Source organism: Shinella zoogloeoides (assembly GCF_033705735.1).
Taxonomy (GTDB): domain Bacteria; phylum Pseudomonadota; class Alphaproteobacteria; order Rhizobiales; family Rhizobiaceae; genus Shinella; species Shinella zoogloeoides_A.
This window is the reverse complement of the sequence record NZ_CP131133.1, coordinates 114,239-140,013: the sequence shown is the minus strand read 5'-3', so window position 1 is coordinate 140,013 and position 25,775 is coordinate 114,239. Positions and strand designations below refer to the sequence as shown.

19 protein-coding genes and 3 pseudogenes are annotated in these 25,775 nt (G+C 62.2%); 10 read left to right on the top strand and 12 right to left on the bottom strand.

Annotated features, from left to right (window positions below; genetic code table 11):
• Positions 1-51: 51 nt before the first annotated feature.
• The 6 genes and pseudogenes from istB to ShzoTeo12_RS28155 all read right to left on the bottom strand — a co-directional run.
• On the bottom strand, positions 52-933 hold the full coding sequence (istB, locus tag ShzoTeo12_RS28180; RefSeq protein WP_318913693.1) for an IS21-like element ISRel3 family helper ATPase IstB: 882 nt from the start codon (positions 931-933) through the stop codon (positions 52-54).
• Positions 930-2,189, bottom strand: a complete 1,260-nt coding sequence (gene istA / locus ShzoTeo12_RS28175; RefSeq protein ID WP_318914584.1) for an IS21 family transposase — start codon at positions 2,187-2,189, stop codon at positions 930-932. Before istA ends, istB begins: the two co-directional genes overlap by 4 nt.
• A 377-nt stretch (positions 2,190-2,566) precedes the next feature.
• The gene (locus ShzoTeo12_RS28170) at positions 2,567-2,905 is read right to left on the bottom strand and encodes a RidA family protein (RefSeq protein WP_318914524.1); all 339 of its coding nucleotides are present in this window, start codon (positions 2,903-2,905) and stop codon (positions 2,567-2,569) included.
• A gap of 107 nt (positions 2,906-3,012) precedes the next feature.
• Positions 3,013-3,801, bottom strand: a complete 789-nt coding sequence (locus tag ShzoTeo12_RS28165) for an SDR family oxidoreductase (protein ID WP_318914523.1) — start codon at positions 3,799-3,801, stop codon at positions 3,013-3,015.
• Between the two features lie 78 nt (positions 3,802-3,879).
• Positions 3,880-5,853, bottom strand: coding sequence for an FAD-dependent oxidoreductase (locus tag ShzoTeo12_RS28160; RefSeq protein WP_318914522.1), 1,974 nt, complete (start codon positions 5,851-5,853; stop codon positions 3,880-3,882).
• A gap of 194 nt (positions 5,854-6,047) precedes the next feature.
• Positions 6,048-7,331 (bottom strand): annotated as a pseudogene (locus ShzoTeo12_RS28155) (IS630 family transposase); the annotation flags it as partial.
• Between the two features lie 263 nt (positions 7,332-7,594).
• Between ShzoTeo12_RS28155 and ShzoTeo12_RS28145 the strand changes: the two are divergent.
• Positions 7,595-8,269 carry a GntR family transcriptional regulator gene (locus ShzoTeo12_RS28145; protein ID WP_318914521.1) on the top strand — a complete coding sequence of 225 codons (675 nt, stop codon included), beginning with the start codon at positions 7,595-7,597 and terminating at the stop codon, positions 8,267-8,269.
• Positions 8,270-8,350: 81 nt separating this feature from the next.
• Here the strand turns inward: ShzoTeo12_RS28145 and ShzoTeo12_RS28140 are convergent.
• The 3 genes and pseudogenes from ShzoTeo12_RS28140 to ShzoTeo12_RS28370 all read right to left on the bottom strand — a co-directional run.
• Positions 8,351-8,587 (bottom strand): annotated as a pseudogene (locus ShzoTeo12_RS28140) (NTP transferase domain-containing protein); the annotation flags it as partial.
• Between the two features lie 48 nt (positions 8,588-8,635).
• Positions 8,636-8,916 (bottom strand): annotated as a pseudogene (locus tag ShzoTeo12_RS28135) (IS3 family transposase); the annotation flags it as partial.
• 16 nt (positions 8,917-8,932) lie between these two features.
• Positions 8,933-9,406 carry a transposase gene (locus tag ShzoTeo12_RS28370; protein ID WP_413251211.1) on the bottom strand — a complete coding sequence of 158 codons (474 nt, stop codon included), beginning with the start codon at positions 9,404-9,406 and terminating at the stop codon, positions 8,933-8,935.
• A 423-nt stretch (positions 9,407-9,829) separates the two neighbouring features.
• Between ShzoTeo12_RS28370 and ShzoTeo12_RS28120 the strand changes: the two genes are divergently transcribed.
• The 6 genes from ShzoTeo12_RS28120 to ShzoTeo12_RS28095 all read left to right on the top strand — a co-directional run bounded on the left by ShzoTeo12_RS28120 (position 9,830) and on the right by ShzoTeo12_RS28095 (position 15,671).
• Positions 9,830-10,579, top strand: a complete 750-nt coding sequence (locus ShzoTeo12_RS28120; protein ID WP_318914520.1) for an electron transfer flavoprotein subunit beta/FixA family protein — start codon at positions 9,830-9,832, stop codon at positions 10,577-10,579.
• A 22-nt stretch (positions 10,580-10,601) separates the two neighbouring features.
• Positions 10,602-11,531, top strand: coding sequence for an electron transfer flavoprotein subunit alpha/FixB family protein (locus ShzoTeo12_RS28115; RefSeq protein WP_318914519.1), 930 nt, complete (start codon positions 10,602-10,604; stop codon positions 11,529-11,531).
• A 5-nt stretch (positions 11,532-11,536) separates the two neighbouring features.
• Complete coding sequence (locus tag ShzoTeo12_RS28110) at positions 11,537-13,192, top strand: electron transfer flavoprotein-ubiquinone oxidoreductase (protein WP_413251208.1); 1,656 nt, start codon at positions 11,537-11,539, stop codon at positions 13,190-13,192.
• Between the two features lie 612 nt (positions 13,193-13,804).
• Positions 13,805-14,542 carry a LuxR family transcriptional regulator gene (locus tag ShzoTeo12_RS28105; protein ID WP_318914518.1) on the top strand — a complete coding sequence of 246 codons (738 nt, stop codon included), beginning with the start codon at positions 13,805-13,807 and terminating at the stop codon, positions 14,540-14,542.
• 74 nt (positions 14,543-14,616) lie between these two features.
• A complete protein-coding gene (locus ShzoTeo12_RS28100) occupies positions 14,617-15,273 on the top strand; it encodes an acyl-homoserine-lactone synthase (RefSeq protein WP_318914517.1) in 657 nt (218 codons plus the stop codon).
• Between the two features lie 68 nt (positions 15,274-15,341).
• Positions 15,342-15,671 carry a hypothetical protein gene (locus ShzoTeo12_RS28095; protein ID WP_318914516.1) on the top strand — a complete coding sequence of 110 codons (330 nt, stop codon included), beginning with the start codon at positions 15,342-15,344 and terminating at the stop codon, positions 15,669-15,671.
• Between the two features lie 53 nt (positions 15,672-15,724).
• Here the strand turns inward: ShzoTeo12_RS28095 and ShzoTeo12_RS28090 are convergent, their stop codons facing one another.
• The 3 genes from ShzoTeo12_RS28090 to traA are packed head-to-tail and all read right to left on the bottom strand — an operon-like array spanning position 15,725 to position 23,119.
• A complete protein-coding gene (locus ShzoTeo12_RS28090) occupies positions 15,725-18,196 on the bottom strand; it encodes a BID domain-containing T4SS effector (protein ID WP_318914515.1) in 2,472 nt (823 codons plus the stop codon).
• Between the two features lie 2 nt (positions 18,197-18,198).
• Positions 18,199-18,468, bottom strand: coding sequence for a hypothetical protein (locus ShzoTeo12_RS28085; RefSeq protein ID WP_318914514.1), 270 nt, complete (start codon positions 18,466-18,468; stop codon positions 18,199-18,201).
• Positions 18,469-18,499: 31 nt separating this feature from the next.
• The gene (gene traA / locus ShzoTeo12_RS28080; protein ID WP_318914513.1) at positions 18,500-23,119 is read right to left on the bottom strand and encodes a Ti-type conjugative transfer relaxase TraA; all 4,620 of its coding nucleotides are present in this window, start codon (positions 23,117-23,119) and stop codon (positions 18,500-18,502) included.
• Positions 23,120-23,341: 222 nt separating this feature from the next.
• On the opposite strand from traA, the gene ShzoTeo12_RS28075 reads away from it, so the two are divergent.
• The 3 genes from ShzoTeo12_RS28075 to traG are packed head-to-tail and all read left to right on the top strand — an operon-like array spanning position 23,342 to position 25,768.
• Entirely contained in the window at positions 23,342-23,629 is a 288-nt protein-coding gene (locus ShzoTeo12_RS28075) for a TraC family protein (protein WP_318914512.1), read from the top strand.
• Positions 23,619-23,849: a conjugal transfer protein TraD gene (locus ShzoTeo12_RS28070; protein WP_318914511.1), complete on the top strand. Its 231-nt coding sequence runs from the start codon at positions 23,619-23,621 to the stop codon at positions 23,847-23,849. Before ShzoTeo12_RS28075 ends, ShzoTeo12_RS28070 begins: the two co-directional genes overlap by 11 nt.
• A complete protein-coding gene (traG, locus tag ShzoTeo12_RS28065) occupies positions 23,846-25,768 on the top strand; it encodes a Ti-type conjugative transfer system protein TraG (RefSeq protein ID WP_318914510.1) in 1,923 nt (640 codons plus the stop codon). Before ShzoTeo12_RS28070 ends, traG begins: the two co-directional genes overlap by 4 nt.
• The last annotated feature ends 7 nt before the right edge of the window (positions 25,769-25,775 follow it).

Genomic DNA, 25,775 nt, shown 5'->3' with positions numbered 1-25,775 from the left:
TGTCAATGCCGCGTGAATTTTCCCCAGAAGTGCCGAAGTAAAATTCCCCAGTTATGCCGACGTCGACGACATGGCGAATTGAGGATTTTTCGGCGGCCGCCCGCGCGGCTTTTGTGGTGGGGCGAACGCCGGGGGAGCGATGAGGGCTTTGGAGCGAACATGCTCCGGCATGAGTTCGGCATGCTGCCTCAACCGATAGCTGGATCCTTCGATCTGCACGACGACGGCATGATGCAGCAGTCTGTCGAGCAGTGCCGTCGCGACGACAGGGTCGCCAAAGACATCGCCCCATTCTGCAAAACCGCGGTTTGACGTGAGGATCATTGCGCTGCGTTCATAGCGGGCGTTAACGAGCTGGAAGAACAGATTGCCGCCGCCCTGGACGACCGGCAAATAGCCAATCTCATCGACGATGAGCAGGCTCGGCCTGCAGAAGAAGCGAATGCGTTCCTGCAGCTTGCCTTCCCGCTCTGAACGGGCAAGCGAACCGATCAGATCGGCGAGCGTCGTGAAATACACGCTCTTTCCGGCCTTCACGGCTTCGACGCCGAGCGCCGTGGCAAGATGGCTCTTTCCCGTTCCCGGTGGGCCGAGGAAATGAACCGCTTCGTGACGCTCGACGAACCCGAGCTGGGCCAGGGTGAAGATGCGATTCCGGTCGAGAGATGGTTGAAAGGTAAAATCAAAACCGGCGAGCGTCTTGATCGTCGCAAGCCTGCCCATCCGCAGGGCGGTCTTGATGCGACTGTTCTCGCGCAGGGTGAGTTCCTCCGACAGGAGAATATCGATGGCCTCAAGGGCCGACAGCTCACCGTGCTCGAGGCGGCGCACGACATGGTCGAGAGCTTCCAGTGCGCGCGGCATCTTCAGACCAACGAGATCATGACGGATACGGTCGATCATCGACGGAATGGGGTCGAGGGTGGCGCTCATGGTCGGTTCTCCTGTGCCAGGACCTTGCCGACGGCATCATAGAAGGCAAGCGATCGCTGCAGCACGGTATCGCCGGCGGGTTTGACAACATGAGATTCCTGCCGTCTCCCCGGCCAATGTTGCGGCTGAATGGGTCGCCGATGATCCGGATGAACCCGGCGCTGTTTACGGCCCTCCAGGACAGGATGTGCTGCGATCAGCGTGCCGTTCTCGAAGATGCGGACTTCGTCAGCGAGAGAGTGGACCTCTACCATTCGGCTTCGCGTGGCATCCGGAACGCTGTAGGTATTGCCACCGACGCTGACCATGCCCTCCCGCGACACGCGGCGCTCCAGCTTCAGAACGGATCTGAACGGTGCCAGCGGTAACGGTCGCAGGTGCGGCCGCTCCTCGGCGAAGGCTTCATTGACGAAGCGCAGGGTTGTTGCATGCTTCCTCGGATTGGCGACGGTGTCCAGCCAGTGCCGGAGCTGGGCGTTCAGGTCATCGAGATTGCGAAACGAGCGGGCCAGGAAGAAGTCCTCGCGGATGTACCGGAACGGCCGCTCGACCTTGCCCTTGGTCTTGGCGCGATACGGTTTGCATGCCTTCGGGTGGAAGCCGTAGTGGCGTGCCAGGTCGATGAGTACGCGATTGTAGATGATACCTTCCGTCTGGCCTTCGCCAATGACGGCGGTCTTCATCCGGTCGTAGAGCACCTCCCTTGGAGCGCCGCCAAGGGCCTCGAAAGCCGCGATGTGGCAGCGCAGGACGGTTGGCAGGTTCTGATGCATGACGAAGCGCGCCCAGATGAGACGGCTGTGGCCCAGCACCATGGAGAACAGCCAAACGATCCTCGGCGTCATCGGTTCGTCGGTGAAGACGACATGGAATTGGGCGAAATCGACCTGAGCCTGCTCGCCGGGTGGCGTCTCGAAACGAACCTCATAGCCTTGGCTTGCTGCAGGGCGCACATCACGGAGAAAATCCGTCACGGCCGTGTAGCCGCCCGTATAGCCTCGCTCGCGCAGTTCTCGTAGCAGCCGACTGCCGGTCAGGCCTGGATAGGTCTTCACCCGTTCCCGCAGGTAAGAAGCAAACGGATCGATCACCGTCGCTCGCGGCTTCCTGGGACCATAGGCCGGAGCCTCAAGGCCTCGCTCTATGTATTTGCGCACCGTCTTGCGGTCGATGCCCGTTTCTCTGGAAATGGCCGACACCGTCAGCCCCTGCTGATGCAGATCCAGGATCATGATCGTCTCCCTCAGCTTGATCACCAAAATCCCCCTCCCGACCATCGGAAGGAGTATCGGCGATGACGCGCCGCCGGTCTTCCGGGGCCCGCCCCGGAAGACCGGCGGCCGCAGCACCTGGGGAAGATTCAAACGGCACTATTGGGGAGTATTGCTCCGGTACTGACACCACAAAACCCTTCGTCTTCATCTCACGCCAGAGTGCCGAAGCGTTCCGTGCCCCTTCCTCCCAGCGGCTGTTGAGCCAGGGCAACCTCTACACGGGCAGGCTTTCATCGTCCGTAAGAGCCTCAATGTGAATTCGGTGAAGGACCTTTAACACGGGCCTTAACGCTGTAGTCGAGCACGCGCTTAACTGGCACGAGAACCTTCATCATGGCTCCTTTCATGGCGGTGGCGGATCAGACCGCTGCGCTGATCTGGATTTCGACCTGCAGGTCGGGCGTGAACAGGCGCGCCTCGATGGTGGCGCGGACCGGCACATTGGCCGGATCGACCCAGGCATCCCAGGCGCGGTTCATGGCGTCGAAATCCGCCACGTCGCGCAGCCAGACGGTCGCGCTGATCAGATTGCTTTTGTTGGTTCCGGCCTCGGCCAGCAGGGCATCGACCTGCGCGAGGATGTCGCGGGTCTGCGCCTCGGCATCAGTGCCGGTGCCGGTGATGCCCGAGGTGGTGACGGTGCCATTGGCGACCACGGCCTGACAGATGCGCCGGCCGGGTTGGATACGCTTGATCATCGGATTTCCTCATGGAATTGCGGGCCGGGACGCGGTTCGGCATCCGGGCAAAAACCGTAAGCTCGCCCGCAGTCGCGTGCAGGCGGAGCCATGTCAGCAGGTCAGGATCACTTCAGCCAGGGAATACCACCGGCATAGGTGACAAAGGCGTCGCCCGCGATGATGCCGCTGTCGATGGGCAGCAGCACACCGGTGATGGCCTTGGCCTGATCCGACGCGAGGAAGGCGATGGCACCGGCGACATCTTCCGGCTCGGGCAGGTAGGGCAGCGCATGCGGCGCCATGATCTTGCTTTCGTCGCGCTCGCCTTCGGCAATCGCCTTCAGCAGCGGCGGCGTCATCACATGGGTCGGGCCGACGCAGTTCACCCGGATGGTGAAGCGGCCCAGCTCGACCGCCAGCAGCTGGGTAAAGCGCTCGATCGCGACCTTGATGACGTTGTAGCCCGGCAGCGGCAGCGGCATCCGGCTGTGGATCGACCCCAGCGTGACGATGGAACCCTTGTTGTTCGGGATCATCAGCCGCGCAAAGGCCTGACAGGTATAGACGGTGCCGAAGTAGTTCACCCGCCACATCTTGTCGTGCCAGTCCATGTCCATGGTCATGATGCATTCCGGGTTCGGCTGCAGCGCGGCCGAGGTCACCAGCACTTCGACCGGGCCGAAGTTTTCCGAGACCATCTGCGCGGCCGCATCGACCGCGGCCGGATTGCCGACATCGCAAAACTGGAAGGCGGCTTTGCGGCCAAGCGCGCGCACGACGTCCGCCACACGCTCGCCACCGGTCTTGTCAACGTCTAGCAGCACGACATCATAGCCGTCCCGGGCAAAGCGCAGCGCGGCGGCTTCGCCCAGACCGCTCGATCCGCCGGTGATGACGGCAACAGCATTGGTCATAATCAGTTCTCCCAAGATCCATACAGGATAGTTGTTGCGGCGGGCGGGAAGCCCCCCCCCCCGCCACAGGGTTGGAAATTAGATCTCGCGACCGACCTTGTGACCATCGGTAATCGACAGCTCAATGTCGCGTGGCTGGAAGCAATCGCCGATCACGCGGACCGACGGGTGGGCGTTGCGCAGCGGCTCGATGAGGGTTTCATCGGCAATACCGCCGGCCGAGATCACGACGCTGTCCACATCCTCGATGGTGGTCGGTTCCCAAGTGACGACGTTATAGGCCTCGACCTCGCGCTCGGTGATCTCGAAGATCGCGGTATAGGGGGTGATGGTCACCGCCGGATTGCCCATCAGCTTTTCCAGCAGGTGGTGGCGGGTCGGCGAGGGCATGTCGGGCGCGAGCTTTTCAAGCCCGGTGACGATGTTCACCTGATGGCCCTGATCGGCGATGTAATCGGCGACGGTGGCGCCTTCGCCCCGGCCCACCGCATCGAACAGCACGACGCGGTTGCCCAGCTTGGCCTTGCCCTCCATCACCGCGCGGGCGGTAAAGACGTTCGGGCCATCGACACCGTCGAGTTCCAGCATATAGGCGGTCGAGCCGGTGGCGACGATGATCTCATCGGCGTTCTCGGCCAGAACCGAGTCGACCGTCGCCTCGGTCTTCAGGCGGATCTCGACGCCCAGCTTGGGCAACTGGCGTTCGAACCACAGGATGATTTCCTCGAAACTGTCGCGCTTCGGGGTCTTCATCACCAGATTGACCTGCCCGCCCAGACGCGTGCCACGGTCGATCAGCGTGACCTTGTGGCCGCGTTCGGCGGCAACGCGCGCCGCCTCCATCCCGGCCGGGCCGCCGCCGATGATGACGACCTTTTTCGGGACCGCCGCCGACTCCATCTCGCCCCAGACCTCTTCGCGCCCGGTGACGGGGTTGTAGATGCAGCCGACGCCTAGACCGATATCGACATGGCCGACGCAGGCCTGCGTGCAGCCGATGCACTGGCGGATATCCTCGACCCGGCCCGCCTTAGCCTTGTTCGGGAAATGCGGGTCGGCGATCAGTGTTTTCGCCATGCCGATGATATCCGCCTTGCCCGAGGCAAGCGTCTGTTCGGCGATGCCGGGCGAATCCATCCGGCCCGCGCCGACCACAGGCAGATCGACTGCGGCCTTGATCGCGGCGGGCAGGTGCACAAAGGCGCCGGGTTCAAAGTAATAGCTTGGCCAGTGCGCGCGCCCCTGTTTCGGGATCGAGGTGATCGCGTGCCACATGTTGAAGTAGTCGACGAGCTTTTCCTTTTCGAGGATCTTTGCCAGCTCGACGAATTCGGGCAGCTGCAGGCTGAAATCGGCAAGGTCGTCATACATGCGGATGCCGACGAGACATTCGCGCCCCATTTCGTTGCGGATGGCACCCAGCACCTCGCGAAGGAAGGTCATACGCTCCAGCATAGTCGCGCCGCCATATTTGTCGTCGCGGCGGTTGCCGTTCGAGTGCAGGAAGTTCGGGATCAGATAGTCCATCCCCACCGCCAGCTCGATCCCGTCATAGCCGCATTCACGCAGGCGCCGGGTTGCCGAGCCGAAGCTGTCGACGATACTTTCAATTTCGGGGATGGTCAGGCGGTGCGGCATGACCATCGGCACCGAGAAATCCGGCGTCGGTACCGGCGAAGGCGCGACGATGGCCCGGCCGTGATAGGCGCCGGAATCCATCAGGCGGCGGCCGCGATGGCCCAGCTGCGCCAGGATCGGCGTGTCGAATTCATGCGCGGCATCGGCCATCTTCTTGAACTGCGCCGATTGTTTGTCAGAATAATTGGTCAGCGACAGCGACAGCTGGCCGTCATAGACTGGCACCGTATGGCCCGCGACGATGATACCGGCACCGCCCTTGGCGCGCTCGCGGACATACCACGCGTAAGCATCGCTCGGGGTCCCGTCCCCCTGCTGGTAATGCGCTGCGTGCCCGGTGTTCATGATCCTGTTCTTCAGGACATAGTTGCCGAGTTTCAGGGGGCTGAAGAGGTTGGGGAATGCGTTTCTCATGCTACTATTATCCAACGATTAGGCAGTTGCGAGGGGTATGACCATCAACGGCGGCCGACGCGATGCGACCCTTGGGCCGTCCTTCACAGGGCGGCCTCCACCCGATGCAGCATGATCAAGCGTCCTTCATAATATGACATTATCCATGTCTGACAATTAGTCAACCTAGAGCATGCTGTTTTTAGGCGAAAGCGTCCTGAGTTTCTAAGGTCGTTGGCGCATTCGTTTGGCGGGAATGCATCCAGCATGTCGCCGGCGGTGCGCCATGTGGCTTCGACGCTCCGTGGTGCTACCTTTCTGATGAGATGTTTGAGCTTGGCGAACACCTGCTCGATGGGATTAAGGTCTGAACTGTAATGCGGCAGGAAGAGAAGATGCGCGCCCGCAGCGCTGATGGCGCGCCGAATAGCCTGTCCCTTGTGGCTGCCGAGATTGTCGAGGATGACGACGTCACCCCTGGAAAGGGTGGGTACGAGGATTTTCCTGACATAGACGGTGAAGAGTTCGCCATTGATCGGCCCGTCGATGACCCAGGGCGCATCGATGCGGTCGCTGCGCAGGGCTGCGATGAAGATCAGGGTTTTCCAGTGGCCATGCGGGACCGAGGCGGCGAGCCGCTGGCCACGCGGCGCCCAGTCCCGAAATGTCATCACGTTGGTCTTGATCCAGGTTTCGTCAAGGAAGACCAGTCGATGAGCTTCGATCCGGTGTTGGTGGCTCTTCCAGCGGTGCCGTTTGCGGACGATGTCCGCTCTCGTCTGCTCGGACGGCAGCACTGTTTTTTTGAAGCTCATGCCTTCAGCCCGCACAAACACCCAAACGGCACGGCGATCGGTTCTGATGCCGCGCTCGGCCAGTTCCGTGACCAAGCCGCGTGTCGTGAACGGACCGGTGCTGCAGCGTTGGCGCAACCATTCGGCCCGATCATCCGATAGTACCCGCCGCTTGTGCCCGCCAATTTGGCCTAGTGTCAGAGCACCAGTTTCAGCCAGACGACGCTTCCATTTCGAAACACAGGACGGACTGATAGATAGCGCTGCCGCAATGGATCGTATCGTTTCACCGGCGCCCATGCCGTCGTAATGCGACCGCACATAGACGTCGTCTTTGTGGTTCATTGGGATGTCGATGGTCGCGCCCGGTGCCACAACTTTTTGCATCGAGGAAATCCACGCCTCGCCGCCACCGATGGCATCGCGGATCAGGTTTGCAAAGACCGTGGTCAGCAGCGCGTTAGCATGTTCATGGTCCCCATCCAGACCGCCCTTGCCATGGCCCTGCACCTCGAACCCGCCAAGCGCCGCAAGGGCCATCTCGCCGACTTTCTGGCCCAGTGGAACGCTTTCCGCGATCAGCGGCGACAAATCTTCGACGAATCCCTTTGCCGCATAGGGATTTTCCAGAACTGTCACGACCGCGACCTTGCGGGCAGGCGTTTCCACCTCGCGGCCGGCATCTTCGATGCTTGTCTTCGACAATTGTGTAGGGGCGACGGATGTTCAGGGCGGCCATCTAACTTTTCCAAGGTTTTTCTGAGATTACTTGATTGCTATCACATCGTCTGACATTCTGCCTATCAATCTGTCAATCATTGACGAATATGCAGAAATAGTTGACATTTAAGCCAACGGTTCTCGTAGTGAATCGACGTCGCCGCACGGTTCCATGCCTGCGCGATGGCTATAAAATCATGATAACCTCTCGTGCTCGCCGGCACGGGGGTCTTTCCATAGGTCGAATAATGACGAGCATTGATCTCCGGGTTTCACCCAAAACTGTCCAGCAGCAAGCTGTCGAGAAGTTGCGGGGTGCAATCATTTCGGGGATGTTCAAGCCGGGAGACCGCCTGCTTGAGGCCGAATTGTGCGATTTGCTGGGCGTCAGCCGCCCCTCGGTCCGCGAGGCGCTGCGCAGCCTCGAAGCCGAGCGGCTGGTCTCGCTGATCCCAAACAAGGGGCCCTATATTCCGATCCTCACGTGGGAACATGCGACCGAGATCTATCAGGTCCGCGCTGTGTTGGAAGGCGAGGCCGCAGCCCTGGCCGCCGGCCGAAGCTCGGCCGAAGATATCAGGGCCATGCGCGCCGCGCTGCAGGAATTCGAGCAATCCGTTCAAGATGACGACGCGGCAAAGCAGGTCAGCTCAACCGCACGTTTCTATGAAGATCTGTTCCGTCTCAGCGGCAATCGCATCATCGAAGAGACCCTGACCGGACTTCTGGCACGCATCAATTTCATGCGCGGCAAATCCATGTCGATGCCGGGCCGCGCCAAGGTGAGCATGCAAGAGATGGTGGCGATTCTGGACGCCATCGAGGCCGGCGACAGCGAGGCCGCCCGCCGTGCCGCCGTCTATCATGTGGAACAGGCCCACCAGTCGGCCGAAAAAGCATGGCAGGATCACGCCGGCCAGTAACCCGGCCCACCATGGCCCGGTCTGCTGTCGGCAGGACCGTCGGCCCCAGGCACTAGCCGTTCAGACGGCCGTCCAAGGCGCCTATGCCCTTGAGGGTATCGACATCGGCACGGGCGCCACCTCGATATCCAGCTCGATCACCTCAAGGCCGGAACGCTCGGTGACATGGCGCGCGCCGACATCGCCTTCCAGCTGAAGCAGATCTGCGAAAACGCTGCGCGGCAGGATGACAGGGTGACCGCGCGTGCCGTCCGAAACCGCCCTGACAATGGCCCGACCGCCCGAGGCCGCAAAGGCATCCATCAGCTGCCGCAGATCGGCGCCGGTGACAGGTGAATAGCCCCGAGTTTCGTAGACACCCCCGGGTTAGATTTTCTGCTTCTTCTCGAACTCTACGGATGACAGCATTCCGTTCCTGACGTGTTTGCGTTTCGGGTTGTAGAACATTTCGATGTAGTCGAACACGTCCTGGCGAGCTTCATCGCGTGAACGGTAGACTCTGCGGCGTGTCCTCTCTCGCTTCAGAAGATTGAAGAGCTCTCGGCCACCGCATTGTCATGCCAGTTGCCGCGTCGGCTTACTGAGTGAACCAGATTGTGGTGTCTGAGGAACGAAACCCAGTCCATGCTGGTGAACTGCGATCCCTGGACGCCCTTCTGTTTGTCAAGCGACGATTCTGGTCTGATTGACCTCCTTCTGGCGGCGTATGATGATTCCGAATACTTCCCGAGCGATGTATCGCTTCAGTGCTCGGATTGCGTCGAGTTTGGAATGCCCCGCGGCAACACGCCGGGCGACATACTGTTTGGTTTTCTCGTCGGTCCTGAGACGGCCAATTGCAATGATATGGAGGGCGCTATTGGCGAGCCGGTCACGATAAATTCCACGTGCGGTGATGCGTTGGCCCCAACGCCGCTCGATTGTATCGTCCATGCCAATCACGACGGGGTCCTCGGGCACGAGCCGGGCAACAATGACGGACAGCAGACGGGCCGCCAACGTGCGGGGGTTCCATCTGGCTCGGTTCAGAAGTTGATGATAAGCGGCAAAATTGCTTACCTCCGCGCGTCCGGTGATGCGCAGGCATGCCGTCATCGTTCGCTTGCCGGGTGAAAGTAGCGCACCCAGGACCAGCAGATGCTCCCAGCTTGGCGCGGTGAACCAAAAACGAAACGGCGAAAGCTATTGGCGAAGGACGTGGGGAACCGCGTCTCCCGGCCCACTGCTACGATCATGTTGGTCGCTCATCCATCCGTTCGAATCCGATCGAACGAATGGCCTAAGGCCGGAACCTGCGGCGAATTGATTCACCCCGGAGCTGCTCAGCATCACCCGAAATCACCACCGATTTTGTACAAAGTCGAGCTGAGAAGAAGAGATCAACCTACAGGACTTCCAAAACATTGACACGCTTCGTGACATACATTAATAGTGTCTGACAATAAGGCCCGCCCTCGACGCTTCAGCTGTCGAGTTGGTCCACGCCGCGAACCGATTGCCGCATTTCACCTTCAGCGATCAGGTGACTGAGGCGCGGCCCAAACTATGAAGGGAAGAGGTATGAAGTTAGTTGTCCCCGTAAAGCGTGTCGTCGACTACAACGTTAAGATTCGCGTCAAGGCCGATGGCTCTGGTGTCGAACTTGCGAACGTGAAGATGTCGATGAACCCGTTCGACGAGATCTCGGTCGAGGAGGCCCTGCGCTTGAAGGAAGCGGGCAAGGCTGAGGAAGTTGTGGTCGTGTCGATCGGCCCTGCGAAGGCCGAAGAGACGCTGCGCACCGCGCTCGCCATGGGCGCCGACCGTGCCGTGCTGGTCGAGACGGATGATGCCGTCGAGCCGCTGGCGGTCGCCAAGATCCTCAAGGGCGTGGCCGAGGCCGAACAGCCGGGCCTGATCATCGTCGGCAAGCAGGCGATCGACGACGATTCGAACCAGACCGGCCAGATGCTCTCGGCCCTCCTGGGCTGGGCCCAGGCGACCTTCGCCTCGAAGGTGGAGATCGGCGACGGGTCGGCCAAGGTGACGCGCGAGGTCGACGGCGGCCTACAGACGATCGAGGTCAAGCTGCCGGCCGTGGTGACGACGGACCTGCGCCTCAACGAGCCGCGCTATGCCTCGCTTCCGAACATCATGAAGGCGAAGAAGAAGCCGCTCGACAAGAAGTCGCCGGCCGATTTCGGCGTCGATACCACCCCGCGCCTGAAGGTGCTGAAGACCGAGGAGCCGTCCGGCCGCAAGGCGGGCGTCAAGGTCAAGAGCGTGGCCGAACTGGTCGAGAAGCTCAAGACCGAAGCCGGTGTGCTGTAAGGCAGGAAAGGGAGATTACGACATGGCCATTCTTCTTCTGGCAGATCACGACAATACCCACCTTTCCGACCAGACCGCCAAGGCGCTGACGGCGGCATCGCAGATCGGTTCCGACGTGCATGTGCTCATCGCTGGCAGCAATGCCAAGGCGGCGGCCGAACAGGCGGCAAAGCTCTCGGGCGTTTCGAAGGTGCTTCTCGCCGACGATGGCAGCCTTGCCAACAACCTCGCCGAGCCGCTTGCCGCACTCATCGTATCGCTGGCCGGCTCCTATGACGCCATCGTCTCGGCTGCGACTTCGGTCGGCAAGAACGTGCTGCCGCGCGTGGCGGCACTGCTCGACGTCGCGCAGGTCTCCGAGATCGTCGAGGTCGTCTCGGCCGACACGTTCAAGCGTCCGATCTATGCGGGCAATGCCATCCAGACGGTTCAGTCCACCGATGCGAAGAAGGTGATCACCGTCCGCACGGCGTCCTTCGCCGCAGCAGGCGAGGGCGGAAGCGCGCAGGTCGAAACCATCTCTGCGGCAGCGAACCCGGGTCTTTCGACCCACGTCGAGGACGCCCTGTCCTCGTCGGATCGTCCGGAACTGACCTCGGCGAAGATCATCATCTCGGGTGGTCGCGCGCTCGGCTCGTATGAAAAATTCCAGGAAGTGATCCTCCCGGTCGCCGACAAGCTCGGCGCCGCCGTCGGCGCCTCCCGCGCTGCCGTCGATGCTGGCTATGCCCCGAACGACTGGCAGGTCGGCCAGACGGGCAAGATCGTGGCACCGCAGCTCTACATCGCCTGCGGCATCTCGGGTGCGATCCAGCACCTTGCCGGCATGAAGGACTCGAAGGTCATCGTCGCGATCAACAAGGACGAGGAGGCACCGATCTTCCAGGTCGCAGACTACGGCCTCGTCGGCGATCTCTTCGAGATCCTGCCAGATTTGCAGAGGGCGCTCTGAGCGACATGGCGGCACTCCCCGAACGCGAGTCGATGGAATTCGACGTTGTGATCGTCGGTGCGGGACCTGCCGGCCTTTCGGCGGCGATCCGGTTGAAGCAGGTCAATCCGGATCTGACCGTCGTCGTCCTGGAAAAGGGCTCGGAAGTCGGCGCGCATATCCTGTCAGGCGCGGTCGTCGATCCGATCGGCATCGACCGCCTGCTGCCGGGTTGGCGTGAAGACGCCGACCATCCGTTCAAGACCGAAGTGAAGGACGACCAGTTCCTGCTGCTAGGCCCTGCCGGCTCCATCCGCCTGCCGAACTTCGCCATGCCGCCGCTGATGAACAATCACGGCAATTACATCGTCTCGCTCGGCAATGTCTGTCGCTGGCTGGCGACCAAGGCGGAAGAGCTTGGCGTCGAGATCTATCCGGGCTTCGCCGCGACCGAAGTGCTCTATAACGACGAAGGCGCGGTGATCGGCGTCGCCACCGGCGACATGGGCATCGAGCGCAATGGCGAGCCCGGCCCGAACTATACCCGCGGCATGGCGCTGCTCGGCAAGTACACGCTGATTTCGGAGGGCGTGCGCGGCTCGCTCGCCAAGCAGCTGATCGCGAAGTTCGATCTTTCGAAGGGCCGCGAGCCCCAGAAGTTCGGCATCGGCCTCAAGGAACTCTGGCAGGTCAAGCCGGAACACCACAAGCCCGGACTCGTGCAGCACTCCTTCGGCTGGCCGCTCGGCATGAAGACCGGCGGCGGTTCCTTCCTCTATCATCTGGAAGACAACCTCGTCGCCGTCGGCTTCGTGGTGCATCTCAACTACAAGAACCCCTATCTCTTCCCCTTCGAGGAATTCCAGCGCTTCAAGACGCATCCGGCGATCAAGGGCACCTTCGAGGGCGGCAAGCGGCTTTCCTATGGCGCGCGCGCCATCACGGAAGGCGGTTACCAGTCGGTGCCGAAACTATCCTTCCCGGGCGGTGCGCTGATCGGCTGCTCGGCCGATTTCGTCAACGTGCCGCGCATCAAGGGCAGTCACAATGCGGTCCTGTCGGGCATGTTGGCCGCCGAGAAGCTGGCGGATGCCATTGCGGCCGGCCGCGCCAATGACGAGCCGATCGAGATCGAACAGGGCTGGCGCGATAGCGCCATCGGCTCGGACCTGAAGAAGGTGCGCAACGTCAAGCCGCTCTGGTCGAAATTCGGCACTGCCGTGGGCGTGGCGCTCGGCGGCCTCGACATGTGGACGAACACGCTGTTCGGCTTCTCTTTCTTCGGCACGCTGAAGCACGGCAAGACCGATGCGCAGTCGCTGGAGCCGGCGGCAATGCACCGCAGGATCGACTATCCGAAGCCGGACGGCGTCCTCACCTTCGACCGCCTCTCTTCGGTGTTCCTGTCGAACACCAACCACGAGGAAGACCAGCCGGTCCACCTTCAGGTGAAGGACCCGGACCTGCAGAAGACCTCGGAACTCGACGTCTATGCCGGTCCCTCGACCCGCTACTGTCCGGCCGGCGTTTACGAATGGGTGGAGAAGGACGGCAAGGACGTCTTCGTGATCAACGCGCAGAACTGCGTGCACTGCAAGACCTGCGACATCAAGGACCCGAACCAGAACATCAACTGGGTGCCGCCGCAGGGCGGCGAGGGGCCGGTCTATCCGAATATGTGATACCCCGGGGCGAGTGTAACAGCCAACCGGAGCGCTGCTGCCTTCGTGGTCTTCGAATGATTCGAAAAAATGAAATGAATGGCTTTAATAAAGCATTCTCGGCATCAGGGAACGCCCAGCCAAATCAACAGCTAAAAAGGTTTCAAACATGATATCGAAGCTTCCAGCCGATCCATTGATTATAGCGGAGCGCTGGTTCAACGATGGTCGCGGCGTCGTCCTGGCTACCGTACCCATGTCCACAGCGGGCGTGAGTTGTCTGCCTATGTAATGCCCGCTTGTTTGGACGCTGCCGTTTTCGCAGTGCACGGCGGCATTCCTTCATTGGTCTATGGGCCACTTGCAGAAAGCATTCATGGCATCGAGGAACGGGTGAGCATTTCGTCCTTCCTGAGGGTCACAAAGACCCTTGCACTGCTCGCTGGGGAGTGGTGCGGGTTTCGTCAAGCCTAAGTTCAGTGGGCTGTTCCTTGGCAATCCTTAATCTGGGCTTAGCGGATTGCATGAGTTCCATAAATTCGATTATGCGATATGTTATATCATAACAAACATATAATGGGGGAATGCGACTGACACCGGGCCTTATCGCCCTTACCCTTGGAGCACCCACAGATGAATGCAGAAAGGCCCTCTCGATTTGAGAGGATTGCGCTTGAGGTCCAGGACGCAAAAGATGTCCAAGAGTCGCTTCAGATTTTCCAGCGGGCATATGGGGTGGATTTCGCAACATATCACCTCGCGCTCACGATAGTGGACATCGTCGACACCCCCTATGTCCGGACGACTTACAATGCAGCTTGGGTTTCCCGATATCTCCTGCGCGACTATGTCAGGATCGACCCTGTTCTGCGCGAAGGTCTCATACGGCAATTGCCCTTCGACTGGCGTGAAGTCGAGATCCCGCAGGCCGCCCACGAGTTCCTGATGGATGCACAAGACCATGGCATCGGCGCCAATGGCTATTCGATCCCGATCATGGACAAATCGCGACGGGCGCTGCTCTCGCTGAATTCGCGGAAAGCAGGTGATGACTGGAGCGCAACCATCGCCCAGTATCAGGAAGAGTGGCTGGAGCTCGCTTTTCTTATCCATCACAAAGCGATCTTCGAGCTTTACGGCGCGCACGATCCGGTCCCGCACCTTTCAGATCGCGAGCTGGAATGCCTGCATTGGAGTGCCCTGGGCAAGGATAGCATCGACATTGCCGTCATTCTGAAGCTGTCCGAGCATACGACCCGAGCCTACATCAAATCCGCTCGCAACAAGCTCGGCGGTGGTTCTATTACCTATACGATCGCCCGCGCTATGCAGCTGCGCCTGATTCAGCCGTTTGGCAATACCCCCAGCTAGGGGTATCCACTTGGGGAATATATCGCACGCCCTGCTATCTGCATGATCGCCTCTATCAACCTATGGAGGCGAACATGTATATCCTTGTCCAGGGCCACGAGTACCATAAGCATCGCGACCTGCTCGACCAGTCGTTCAGGCTGAGAAAGAAGGTCTTTGCTGATAAGCTCGGCTGGGAGGTTGCCGTGTCCGGCCCGCGCGAACGGGACCATTACGACAGCCTAAATCCGGCCTATCTGCTGTGGTGCGACGAAGAAAAGGAACGGCTCTTCGGCGTTGTCCGTCTCATGCCGACGACAGGCCCGACCCTGCTTTATGACGTGTTCAGGGATACGTTTCCTGACGCCTGCGATCTGGTCGCACCGGGCATCTGGGAAGGCACGAGGATGTGCATCGACGAGGACGCGATTGCACCGGAAATTCGGCCCGATCGCGCGTTTTGCCTTTTGCTCCTTGCGCTCTGCGAGGTCGCACTCGACAGCGGCATCCACACGATGATCTCGAACTACGAACCGCATATGAAGCGCGTCTATCAAAAGGCCGGCGCAGAACTCGATGAGCTCGGCCGATCCGATGGGTACGGTCGCTTCCCGGTCTGCTGCGGCGCATTCGAGGTTTCAGACCGTGTGCTCGTTGCCATGCGGGAGAAGCTCAAGGTCAGCGACCGGCTTTACCGCCGACCGGCCTTTCCGGTGCGGGCGATCCCCGAGCAGACATGGATATCCGCATAATTCGCACTCCTCCGGCCGAGGACACGCTCCGCTCGGCTGGAATGTTTCGCAATCCTGGAGTTGCTGACATGTACAAACATATCGCCGAAGCATTCGTGCCGGTTGCGCATGCACGATGCGTCGCCGAACAGCTTTGCACGAAATGCTACGGCTATTGCCTGTCGATGGATGCCGTCGGCGCCGACAAGCTCCTCACCTTCGAGGACGCCCGCGCAATCCTTCGGCCGGCCGATACCGGCCTCCAGATCCGGGTCGAAGGCCAGAACCTGGTCGTCTTCTGCGGCGTTCGAACGCTGCTGCAGGGTCAGCTTTCCACAGTGGCGACTGTCCAGGCCAAGTCGGTCGAATGGCAACCAGCCGGTCGCGAGCCTTTCAAAACCGATGGCACCGTCCCATAAGACAATCGAGACCGGAGCAAGATCGGCAGGCCTTGAGCCTGCCGATCTTATTCTCAACGGCGGAATCCGATCTGGTTTCCACGAGAGAGATCGCGGTTCTGGCGTAGGTTTCTGTCCTGCACGGCCCGCGTCTGGTCATGGACCTGCCTCAGCGTTGCGGCCTGGTCGCGCGTCGCGCCGAGCGAAGAGGCGAGCCGAGCGACATTGCCCTCTTTCAGATCTGCCTTGTCAGCCGGCGATAGACGTCTGCTGATCGCAAGCGTCAGCGTCTCCAGCTCGCGACGAAGGGACGGCTCGCTGTTCAGGCGACGGACCTGATCGTGACCATCGCTCCTCAAGACTTCCGTGAGCTTTGGCGACGGCGCCGGAATTTCGACCCGCTGCCGCGCCTGCGCTTCACGATGCTGGGTCATAATCTGGTGCCGCTCGAAATCCACCGCATGTCCGTAATCCGCGAGTGCCGCCGCAAGCTGCGGCGCATGGGCTTCGGCTGCCTGCCGCTCGGGACTTGGGCCGCGCAACCAGCCTTTCCTCTCCCCGGCCATTTCCCCCAGACGCCCCTCGCGGACATCGTCGCCGGCCGCTGTTCCGGTGCGAGCATCGCGGATGCTCGCCACCGACGATGCCACCGCCTGGCTATTGCCGAAGACGAGACGTGACAGGTTTTCGATCTCGGCGCGCTTGTCGGCGAGACGTGCGGAACCGTGCAGCCTGTCGGCAATTTCATTCTCGGTCAGGTCGGGGAGATCCCGCCCCGGCACGAGGACGTTGGAGCGTCTGGTGCTTTGATCTACATCCCACCTTGCACCCAGACTGCGCTCGTTATCGGCAATGCCGCGCGCAAATTCCTCGGCCGCGCGCCGCCGCTCGGCGTCAAGCCGCTCGTGCCGCGCGGTCTCCGCCAGGATTTCGTCCATCATGGCCTTTGCCCGCGCCCGGTTATCGAGATCGCCGGTTCGCAGGCGCAAGTCATCCAGCATCGCGCGAAACGGTTCGCCGCGCTGGTCGACGATCGAGGTGGCGATTGCGGTGCGCTCGGCAAGCGCCATGTTCCGTTCCAGGCGCTGGCGGGTGCGGGCGACGGCCGCCGCGTAGCCGGGCTCCACGATATCCGACATGGCAGCGCTCGCGGACATGCGTCCGGATGCGACGTCATTTGCCGCCCGAGCCAGCGTTTTGCGCAGGCCGGCAGTCTCCAGCCAAGAATCGACGATATTCGCCATACGGGACAGTCGATCCGTCCGACCGAACACCTCGCGGTCGATGGCGACCTGGTTGAGCTGGACATCGAAGTGCTCCGCCAGCCGCCGGCGCTCCCCATTCGGCGTTTCGACCGCGAGGTCGGCCGGCAGGCGGTGGGCGGCGGGAAACTCTCGGGCGCCGCGCTTGTCCTGGACCATGGCGCGTGTCGCGACGATCGTGCCGTCGGCGGGCAAGAGGCCAAGGTCGCGGGCGGCCTCGACGAGTTTCAATGCCGTGAAGCTTTGCGCGAGCCGCCCGACAGCATGGGCATCGATGTTGCCGATCGGGCGGCGCTCGGCATCGCGCAGCGCATTGTCGTAGAGTTCGACGAACATGCCAAGCCCATCAGCGCGTGTCTGGAAGATCGATCGCCCACGTCGAGATCCATCGTCGCCATCTGCCTCTCGCCGCTGCGCAAGCAAATGGTTCACGTCCTCAAGGGCCCTCGTCCTGACGGCTGCAATCCGGTCCTCAGGCGCCCGCCGCTCCTCCATGCGGGCGAGAACGTGGCTCCAATCATCGGAGAACCGCTGCAGCTCGCCGCGCGTCATCGGCCGCGTTTGCTCCCGTTCAAGGGCGGTCCGCGCCTCGGGAGGAAGCGACCAACCGGCCGAGCCTCGTTCATTGTCATAGAGGATCGTTCCGCCCCGCGTTCGAAGCTGGACACGGTCGACGAGGTTTTCCGTCTCTACCTTCTCGAGGCTGATGCGCAATCCGGTGACAGCGGCATCGTGAACGTGCTGCGGCGGAATGCGCGCCGCGTCACCAGCATGCAGCATCTCCTCAAAGCGATGGTGGTTGCCCTGCCAGCTTAGCCGTGGATTGACGGCGACCGCTCGCGCCTCGATGTCGTAGCCACCGGCGCGCGCCATGCCGATGACGCGGGCGACATTCTCCGGCGTGCGCATCGTCGTCTCGAACACGATATTGACCTTCCGCTCCACGGCGGCCGCCAGCAGCTTTTCCGTCCAGCGCCCGGCATCGGCTTGGGTAAACTGCGACGCGGTTTCCGCATCCTGCTTCTGGAATGCAAGGAATTGCGGATGATAGGATCGGAGATCGTCACCGACGATGCGGATCGTCGGCCCCGCTTGATCGAGCTCCGCATGGCTTACGACCAGAACGGCCGTCTTGCCGGCCCCCGGCTGGCCGCCGAGCAAGATCATCCGCGGCCGCCCCGCCGGCTTCATCGTCTCCGGCAGATAGTCGGGAAGGATGTCCTTGCGGAAAATGCTCTCGTTCCTCTCCGGCGAGAGCGGGCCGGATGCCTGATCGTCCGCCATGATCAGAGCTCCGCCCAGAACCGGGCGTCGTCCTTCACACGTGGCCCCCAGAGCGCAATGACGCTCTCGACAGACTCGCGATCGGCGACGGTAATGCTCTGCTGCAGGGCGATCAGGTCACGGCGCCGAGACCGAAGCGCTTCGGCGGCATCGGGATCGGTGGCTTCGAGCTCATAGACGCGCGCCGTAACGATGGCCCGCGCCTGGTTGAGGATCTCGATGGCGATCTCGGCACGGACGATCGCGTCGTAGGGGGCTTCCTGTTCCGTCATGGTCTTCTCCTTGTCTCTATTGTCGAAACTCTCACCGGATGACGCCCCGGCCGCGGTCGATCGCCCGGCGCTGGCGTTCCGCTACGATTCTCTGACTGCTGCCCATGCGGACGGTCTCCTGCAATATCTTCAGGCGTTCCTGCATCGCCTCGAATGGCCGGCGCTGTCCCGGCGACACCCGGTTGACCACGTCCTTCTCACCGCGCAGTATCGCGTCGCGGCCGAACCGCAGATCGAGCGATCGGCTGACGCCGGCAAATTCCTCCCAGATACGGGGATCGAGCGACCCGGCTGCGACATTGAGCTTGGCGTCCTTCTTTTTCATGGCCGCTGCCAACGCGCGCAACGCCTCGTCTGCCGCCGGCGACAGGCCGGGAATGGCGACGCCCATCCGTTGGCGTTCCTCGGTGATTGCCTGGGTCGCGTTGGCGAATGCGGTGGCATAGGATGCGCCGAGTGACCGGACACGGCTCTCCGCTTCCGGCACGGCCTGAAGCGCGTCTTTCCGCTCCCGGCCGACAGCCAGCAATCTGTCCATGATGCGATCGGAACCGCGCAGCGCGCCATAGGCCGCGGGATCGTTGGCGACGGCCGCTGCGATCCGCTCGCCCGAAATGCCCTTGACGATCAGGCTCTCGATCTTGTCGACTGCGCCGGCGGGATCGCGCCAGATGCGCCCGGCCGTATCGACAAGGGCTGCGCGATTGTGGCCGTAGTGGGCGACCTCGGGCGCCCTCACCCGCGCCTCGTCCTCGACCGAGGTCTTGAACTCCGTCACGGCGGCGAGCATGGGCAACCCGGCACTCGTCTCCTTCCCCGGCTCGACGCTGGCGCCGGCAACCACCTTCGAACGGTCCTTCCTTTCGGCAAGATGCTGTTCCTCGGCAAAGCGACGCACGACCATGAAGAGCCGCGCCAGTTTCTCGCGTCGGTCGGAAGCAAGATCGTCCGGCATGCGCTCGACCATGTTGCGCTCGGCCACGGCATCGGCCTTCTCCGTGAAGGCGGACCATCCGAAGCGCGCTGTCAGCGCCTCATTGACCGCCTTAACCTCCTGGACCAGCAAACGGTCCTCGACGGCATAGGCGAAGGCGGTCTTGTAGGCGTCGGGTCCGCCGCGCGCGCGGACCGCCTCGATTTCGACGAGACGCGCCATGGCCGGTTTCGAGAGCGCGGGAATGGACAGGGACATATGCCCTCGCCTCTGTTCCTCGCGAATGCCGAACCGTTCCGCCTGTCTGCGGAATTCCGTCGCATGCGACCGAGCGAGCGGCAGCAGATCCGACAGGGCCGCCATCGCTGCGTTCCGATTGTCCCGCGCGGCGCGGCCATCGACCAGATGTTCCGATCCCTGCAGACGGCCAAGCCGCTGCGGGCGCATCACGAGATCTTCAGCGAGGCGGCGCGGCTCCATGCCGGCATCCGACGCCAGCACGTTCAGCCTGGCCAACGCGCTCTCAGGATCACGATAGATTTTCTCCAGGACCGGGCGAAGAATAGCCTCCCGCTCCTTCCATCGTTCCGAAGCGAGTTGCGCCCGGCGGGCTTCCTCCTCGATGCTACGGGCAAATCGCGTCGTCGGCGGGATGAGGTATGGTCGATCCTCGGGAATTCGTGGCGCGACGGTTTCCGAACGCTCCTCATTATAGGAGACACTCTTCTCCCGTTCGATCGCGAAACCGAGCGCCACGCTGGCGCGCTCCCACAGCTTCGCCACCTGTTCCCGCTTCTCCGCAAGCCAGGCCAGCCGCCGCCCGGCCCCCTCCTCCATTCCGGCCGCGACCTCGGCAGCCAAGTCGATACCGCGACGCCGGGCAAAATCGCGGGCGTGCGCCTGGTAGCCGGCCTCGCTTTCGAAATCGAGCGTCGTGGTCTTCGCGCCCGAACGGCCGAGACGTTCGACCATCTGCCTGAACAATTCCGGCCGATGGCTCTCTCGCTCGATCCGCTCCTGGCGGTCAAAGGCCGTTTCCTTCAGTTCCGCAGTCCAGACATTGCGGTGAACTTCGCGTTTCTCCGTTCGCTTCTCGCCCGTCTCCAGATCGGTGATGGTGACGTCGACCTTTACCGTCTCGACGCCGTCCTTGCGGAGCGTGACCGTGTCGCCTTCCGAAACGCCGCCCTTCGCCAGCGCCTTCGGCAGGCTCACGCCCCAGACCCGATGGATCGATCCGTCCTCCGTGCGGACATCGGCATAGGGGCTTTCCTCCACATCATCGTCGTCCGGCCGGAACTTCGCCTCGCCCGTCTCCACAAGCTCACCGGTGACCCCGGCGGCGTGATCGGCACGCGGCTTGCGGCCCCATTCCGGCTTCGGCTCGAAATCCTCGCGCGCCGCATAGAGCATTGCCTGATCGCGATGGCGGGTCATCGACACATAGGTCAGATGCTGGTCCATCATACCGGTGGCGAGCACGAAGGTCCGGTCGACAGTGGCGCCCTGAGACTTGTGGATCGTCGCCGCATAGCCATGGTCGATATTGCGATAGCTGTCCTCACTGATGACGACGTCTCGACCGCTGTCGAGGCGAACCGAGAGCAACGGACCACCACGCAGGTCCCCGGTCGCAACGACCGTTCCGAGCATGCCGTTCTTCACATACTGCGGGCCGAGGCGGCGCGCCCTTGGTTCGAGGAAGCGAGCATTTTCGAGAAAGATGATGCGGTCGCCGGCTGCGAATTCCCGCACGCCGCGCTCGGTCTGGAACTCGCGTGCGCCTGTCAGCGCGCCGGCAACGTTCATCACGCCGCGCAGTTCGCTATTGAGACGCTTCACATCGTCGTTGGTGTGCGCGAGCACCAGCATCTCGTCGCCCCGCAGCCGGCCGCCATGACCTTCCGTCTGTGACCGCGCGATGGCTTCGTCGCGCGCGGCGCTCCAATCCGCAACGATCCGCTCGACGACTTCCGTGCGGTGCTCGGTTTCGACGATCCGGCTTCGCTGGGCATAGGCGTCCAATCCCTCCTCGACCTTACCGCGGGCGAAGAGACGCGAGGCATCGCGCGCCCATCCCTCGCGTTGGCGGCGGACACCGGCAAGCTCGGCGGAACCGATCCGTTCCGATATTGCCCGGAAAGCCGCACCGGCCTGTATTGGCTGAAGCTGCATGGCGTCGCCGACCAGAACGGCCTTCGCGCCGGCATCCTCGACCGTCTTCAACACACGCGCCATCTGCTGCGACGACACCATGCCGGCCTCGTCGATGACGAAGACATTGTCGCGCTCCAGGAGATCGCGCCCGTTCTCCCAGGCTATTTCCCATGACGCGAGCGTGCGCGACTTGATGCCGGAACTGTCTTCCAGCCCTTCGGCCGCCTTGCCGGCCAAGGCAGCGCCGAAGACGCGATGATGTTCACCCTCCCAGGCAACGCGCGCGGCGGCAAGCAGCGTGGACTTGCCCGCGCCGCCAAGACCGACGACGGCCGCAATCGCACTATCGCCGGTGACGTGACGGACGGCTTCGACCTGCTCTCGGTCGAGCTTGAACGGTTTTTCCGGATCGGCCGTTTCGACCTGACGCACGGCTGCTTCAACCTTCGATTCCGCGATACCGAAACCGGTGCGCTTCGATAGGACTTCCGCAGACTGCGCCATATCATATTCGATGCGCAGGATCTCACGCGTGGTGAAGACGGCAGGCTCCGCCACCTTGCCGGTCTGCCGCTCCACCTGCTGCGACTTCAACAGAACAAGATCGTCGGACGCCATCAGGCGGGCGCGAATGTTTGCGAAATCCTCGGGGTCGTCGACATAACGATGCAGCGCCTTGGCGATATCCTTCTCATCGAAGGTGGACCGTTCGTTGCCGAGCTGCTTCAGTAGAAGCTCCGGCTCGGCGAGCAGCCGGTCGGCCATATCCTGCCGCCGCGCCAGATCGGCCGGCGCAAAATACATCTCGACGCCCTTGCGGGCGAGCGCCGCTTTCTCCGGGCCGAGATGTTTCTGTGCGATGCCATCGAGGCCCTGCTCGGCGTACGAGCGCCCGTCGAGACGGATATCATGGCCGGCGAGCGCCAGATGCCGGTTCGCCGTTTCCGCCCAGCCGATCTTCCATGCCTTCATGGTTTCCTTGTCGCCGGCCCAGAGCTTGTAGACGATCTTGCCCTTCGGCCGGTCCGGCGTGACGACCCGCAGCGGCTCGCCGTCCTCGCCGAGGACCGGCACTTTCTTCGGACCGAACCCCTCCTCCGTCAGCGGACGCAGCGCCGTCATCAGATGAATGTGCGGATTGCCGTCTTTGTCGTGATAGACCCAGTCGGCGATCATGCCCTTCGAGGTCAGATTGTCCCGGACGAATTCCTGCACGAGGGCGATGTTCTCCGCCCGCGTCAGTTCCTCCGGCAGCGCAATGATCAACTCGCGGGCAAGCTGGGCATCCGACCGCGCCTCGAAGGCCTCCACGGCATTCCACAGCGCCTCGCTCGCACCCGCGACGCTCTTCCCTTCGATAGCGTTCCGCAGCCAGGCCGGAACCTGATCCGGCAGCGCCAGCTCCTCGTGCTTCAGCTCGGTCGCGCCGCCCCTATAGCTGAAGGAGGTACCGACCTGCTCATCCATCATCCGGGCGCGGTGACGGTAGGCGGCGGCCGAGACGATGCTGCGCCCTGCCCCTCTGCTGATCACCTGCGCTCTGACGAACATGATCGCCACGACTGTCTCCGATCTCCCAGGCACGTCGCGCCAGCGACGTATATTGCGCCCTCAAACCAATCGGACCGCAGGTCCGATGCCGTTTTTTCGGAAGACGGCCCAGGCCGGAGTTCCGGCATCGACGTTTTGGGGACTTGCACAAGGTAGCTTATTTTACTATCGTTTTCTAGTCAGTATGATCGAGTGATGACAGAATTCACTTCAAGAGAGGAAACCGCATAAATGGCTGCGAAATCGTCGATTCTGGATATCGACGCGCAAATCGAGAAGCTGCGCGAACGTCGTAAAACTTTGATAGTAAAATCCGCCGAGCGGTTTGCACGCGCCGCCACGAAGGCGGGGCTGGCGGAGATGGAGATTGCCGACGAGGAGGTCGATCGCATCTTCGAGGAGATCGCGGCGCGATTTCGCAAAGCGGAGAAGAAAGGGGCTGGTGGCGCATCTGGTTCGGCGCGTGGACAGCCAGGTGGCGGGACTGGAGCGGCGACGGAGGTTCCTCATGACGGCTGATCGCAAGAAGGAGGCCCGCGACAAATTCCTGCTCGGCGGGATCGTCGTGCGGGCCGGACTGTCGAAGGCGGACCGCGCCTTCCTGCTCGGCGGGCTCATCGAACTGGCGCGTGTCGTGTCCGGCTCGCCGGAATATCGGCGGCTGCGCGATGTCGGCGAGGAAGCCTTCAAGGCTCCCGCCCTCGATGGCGGCCGAGCGATGCTGGAGGCTGCGGAGTGATGGTCCGAGCCAAACCGCATCCGAGCCTGTTGCTCGTTCTCGTGCCGATCGTCGTTTCGGGCTTCGCCTTCTATGTCGCCAATTGGCGTTGGCCAGAACTGGCGACGGGCATGTCGGGGAAGACGCAGTACTGGTTCCTGCGGACGTCGCCGGTTCCGGTCCTTCTGTTCGGACCGCTCGCCGGGCTCCTCGCGGTCTGGGCGCTGCCGCTGCATCGGCGTCGGCCGATCGCGATGGCAGGCTTCGTCTGCTTTCTGCTCATGGCGGGCTTTTATGGGCTGCGCGAGGTTGCCCGGCTTTCACCTTACGTCGAGCGCGGCGCATTGAGCTGGGATCAGGCGCTGTCCTTCCTCGATATGGTCGCGGTTGCCAGCGCGGCGGTCGGCTTCATGGCGGCGGCGGTGGCGGCGCGCATTTCCAGCGTCGTGCCCGAACCGGTCAAGCGCGCCAAGCACGGAACCTTCGGCGACGCGGATTGGCTGCCGATGGCTGCGGCCGCGCGGCTCTTTCCGGACAATGGCGAGATCGTCGTCGGAGAGCGCTATCGCGTCGACAAGGAGCTCGTCCACGCGCTACCGTTTGATCCAAACGATCCGTCGACATGGGGTAAGGGCGGAACAGCGCCGCTGCTCACCTACAAGCAGGATTTCGATTCCACGCACATGCTCTTCTTCGCCGGGTCGGGTGGCTACAAGACGACCAGCAACGTCGTACCGACCGCGCTGCGTTACACCGGACCGATCATTTGCCTCGATCCGTCCACCGAGGTCGCGCCGATTGTGGTCGAGCATCGGCGGAAGGCGTTGCGGCGCGAGGTCATGGTGCTCGATCCGACGAACCCGATCATGGGCTTCAATGTCCTCGACGGGATCGAGACCTCGACGAAAAAGGAGGAGGACATCGTCGGCATCGCTCATATGCTGCTGTCGGAAAGCGTGCGCTTCGAAAGCTCCACCGGCTCCTACTTCCAGAACCAGGCGCACAATCTTCTGACCGGGCTTCTGGCGCATGTGATGCTGTCGCCGGAATTCGCCGATCGGCGCAATCTGCGCAGCCTTCGCCAGATCGTTTCGGAGCCGGAGACCTCTGTGCTCGCCATGCTCCGCAACGTTCAGGAGCATTCAGCTTCGGCCTTCATCCGCGAAACGCTGGGCGTGTTCGTCAACATGACGGAGCAAACCTTCTCGGGCGTCTATTCAACGGCATCGAAGGATACGCAGTGGCTGTCCCTCGACAATTATGCTGCCCTCGTCTGTGGCAACACGTTCAAATCGTCCGAGATCGCCGAAGGCAAGAAAGACGTGTTCCTGAACATTCCCGCATCGATCCTGCGATCCTATCCGGGGATCGGCCGCGTGATCATCGGCTCGCTGATCAATGCGATGATCGAGGCGGACGGCGCGTTTCAGCGCCGGGCCCTGTTCATGCTCGATGAGGTCGATTTGCTCGGCTATATGCGGGTGCTGGAAGAGGCGCGTGATCGCGGTCGCAAATACGGGATCAGCATGATGCTGATGTACCAGTCCGTCGGCCAGCTTGAGCGGCATTTCGGCAAGGACGGCGCGGTGTCATGGATCGATGGCTGCGCCTTTGCGAGCTACGCCGCCATCAAGGCGCTCGACACAGCGCGCAATGTCTCCGCGCAATGCGGGGAAATGACCGTCGAGGTGAAGGGCAGTTCGCGCAATATCGGCTGGGACACGAAAAGCAGCGCCTCGCGGAAATCCGAAAGCCTCAACTTCCAGCGCCGGCCGCTGATCATGCCGCACGAAATCACGCAAGACATGCGCAAGGACGAGCAGATCATCATCGTGCAGGGCCATAGCCCGATCCGCTGCGGGCGCGCGGTCTACTTTCGGCGGAAGGAAATGGACGCGGCGGCGGCCGCCAACCGCTTCGTCAAAGGCGGCCGGCCGTGAGGTTGCG

Excerpts from the sequence above, each read along its gene's own strand:
- ShzoTeo12_RS28120 (WP_318914520.1), top strand. The coding sequence starts at position 9,830 with ATGAAGTTAGTTGTCCCCGTAAAGCGTGTCGTCGACTACAACGTTAAG.
- ShzoTeo12_RS28085 (WP_318914514.1), bottom strand. The coding sequence starts at position 18,468 with ATGACGGAACAGGAAGCCCCCTACGACGCGATCGTCCGTGCCGAGATC.
- ShzoTeo12_RS28115 (WP_318914519.1), top strand. The coding sequence starts at position 10,602 with ATGGCCATTCTTCTTCTGGCAGATCACGACAATACCCACCTTTCCGAC.
- ShzoTeo12_RS28090 (WP_318914515.1), bottom strand. The coding sequence starts at position 18,196 with ATGGCGGACGATCAGGCATCCGGCCCGCTCTCGCCGGAGAGGAACGAG.
- ShzoTeo12_RS28100 (WP_318914517.1), top strand. The coding sequence starts at position 14,617 with ATGTATATCCTTGTCCAGGGCCACGAGTACCATAAGCATCGCGACCTG.
- ShzoTeo12_RS28170 (WP_318914524.1), bottom strand. The coding sequence starts at position 2,905 with ATGATCAAGCGTATCCAACCCGGCCGGCGCATCTGTCAGGCCGTGGTC.
- ShzoTeo12_RS28105 (WP_318914518.1), top strand. The coding sequence starts at position 13,805 with ATGAATGCAGAAAGGCCCTCTCGATTTGAGAGGATTGCGCTTGAGGTC.
- ShzoTeo12_RS28075 (WP_318914512.1), top strand. The coding sequence starts at position 23,342 with ATGGCTGCGAAATCGTCGATTCTGGATATCGACGCGCAAATCGAGAAG.
- ShzoTeo12_RS28160 (WP_318914522.1), bottom strand. The coding sequence starts at position 5,853 with ATGAGAAACGCATTCCCCAACCTCTTCAGCCCCCTGAAACTCGGCAAC.
- ShzoTeo12_RS28070 (WP_318914511.1), top strand. The coding sequence starts at position 23,619 with ATGACGGCTGATCGCAAGAAGGAGGCCCGCGACAAATTCCTGCTCGGC.
- istB (WP_318913693.1), bottom strand. The coding sequence starts at position 933 with ATGAGCGCCACCCTCGACCCCATTCCGTCGATGATCGACCGTATCCGT.
- ShzoTeo12_RS28095 (WP_318914516.1), top strand. The coding sequence starts at position 15,342 with ATGTACAAACATATCGCCGAAGCATTCGTGCCGGTTGCGCATGCACGA.
- ShzoTeo12_RS28110 (WP_413251208.1), top strand. The coding sequence starts at position 11,537 with ATGGCGGCACTCCCCGAACGCGAGTCGATGGAATTCGACGTTGTGATC.
- ShzoTeo12_RS28165 (WP_318914523.1), bottom strand. The coding sequence starts at position 3,801 with ATGACCAATGCTGTTGCCGTCATCACCGGCGGATCGAGCGGTCTGGGC.
- ShzoTeo12_RS28145 (WP_318914521.1), top strand. The coding sequence starts at position 7,595 with ATGACGAGCATTGATCTCCGGGTTTCACCCAAAACTGTCCAGCAGCAA.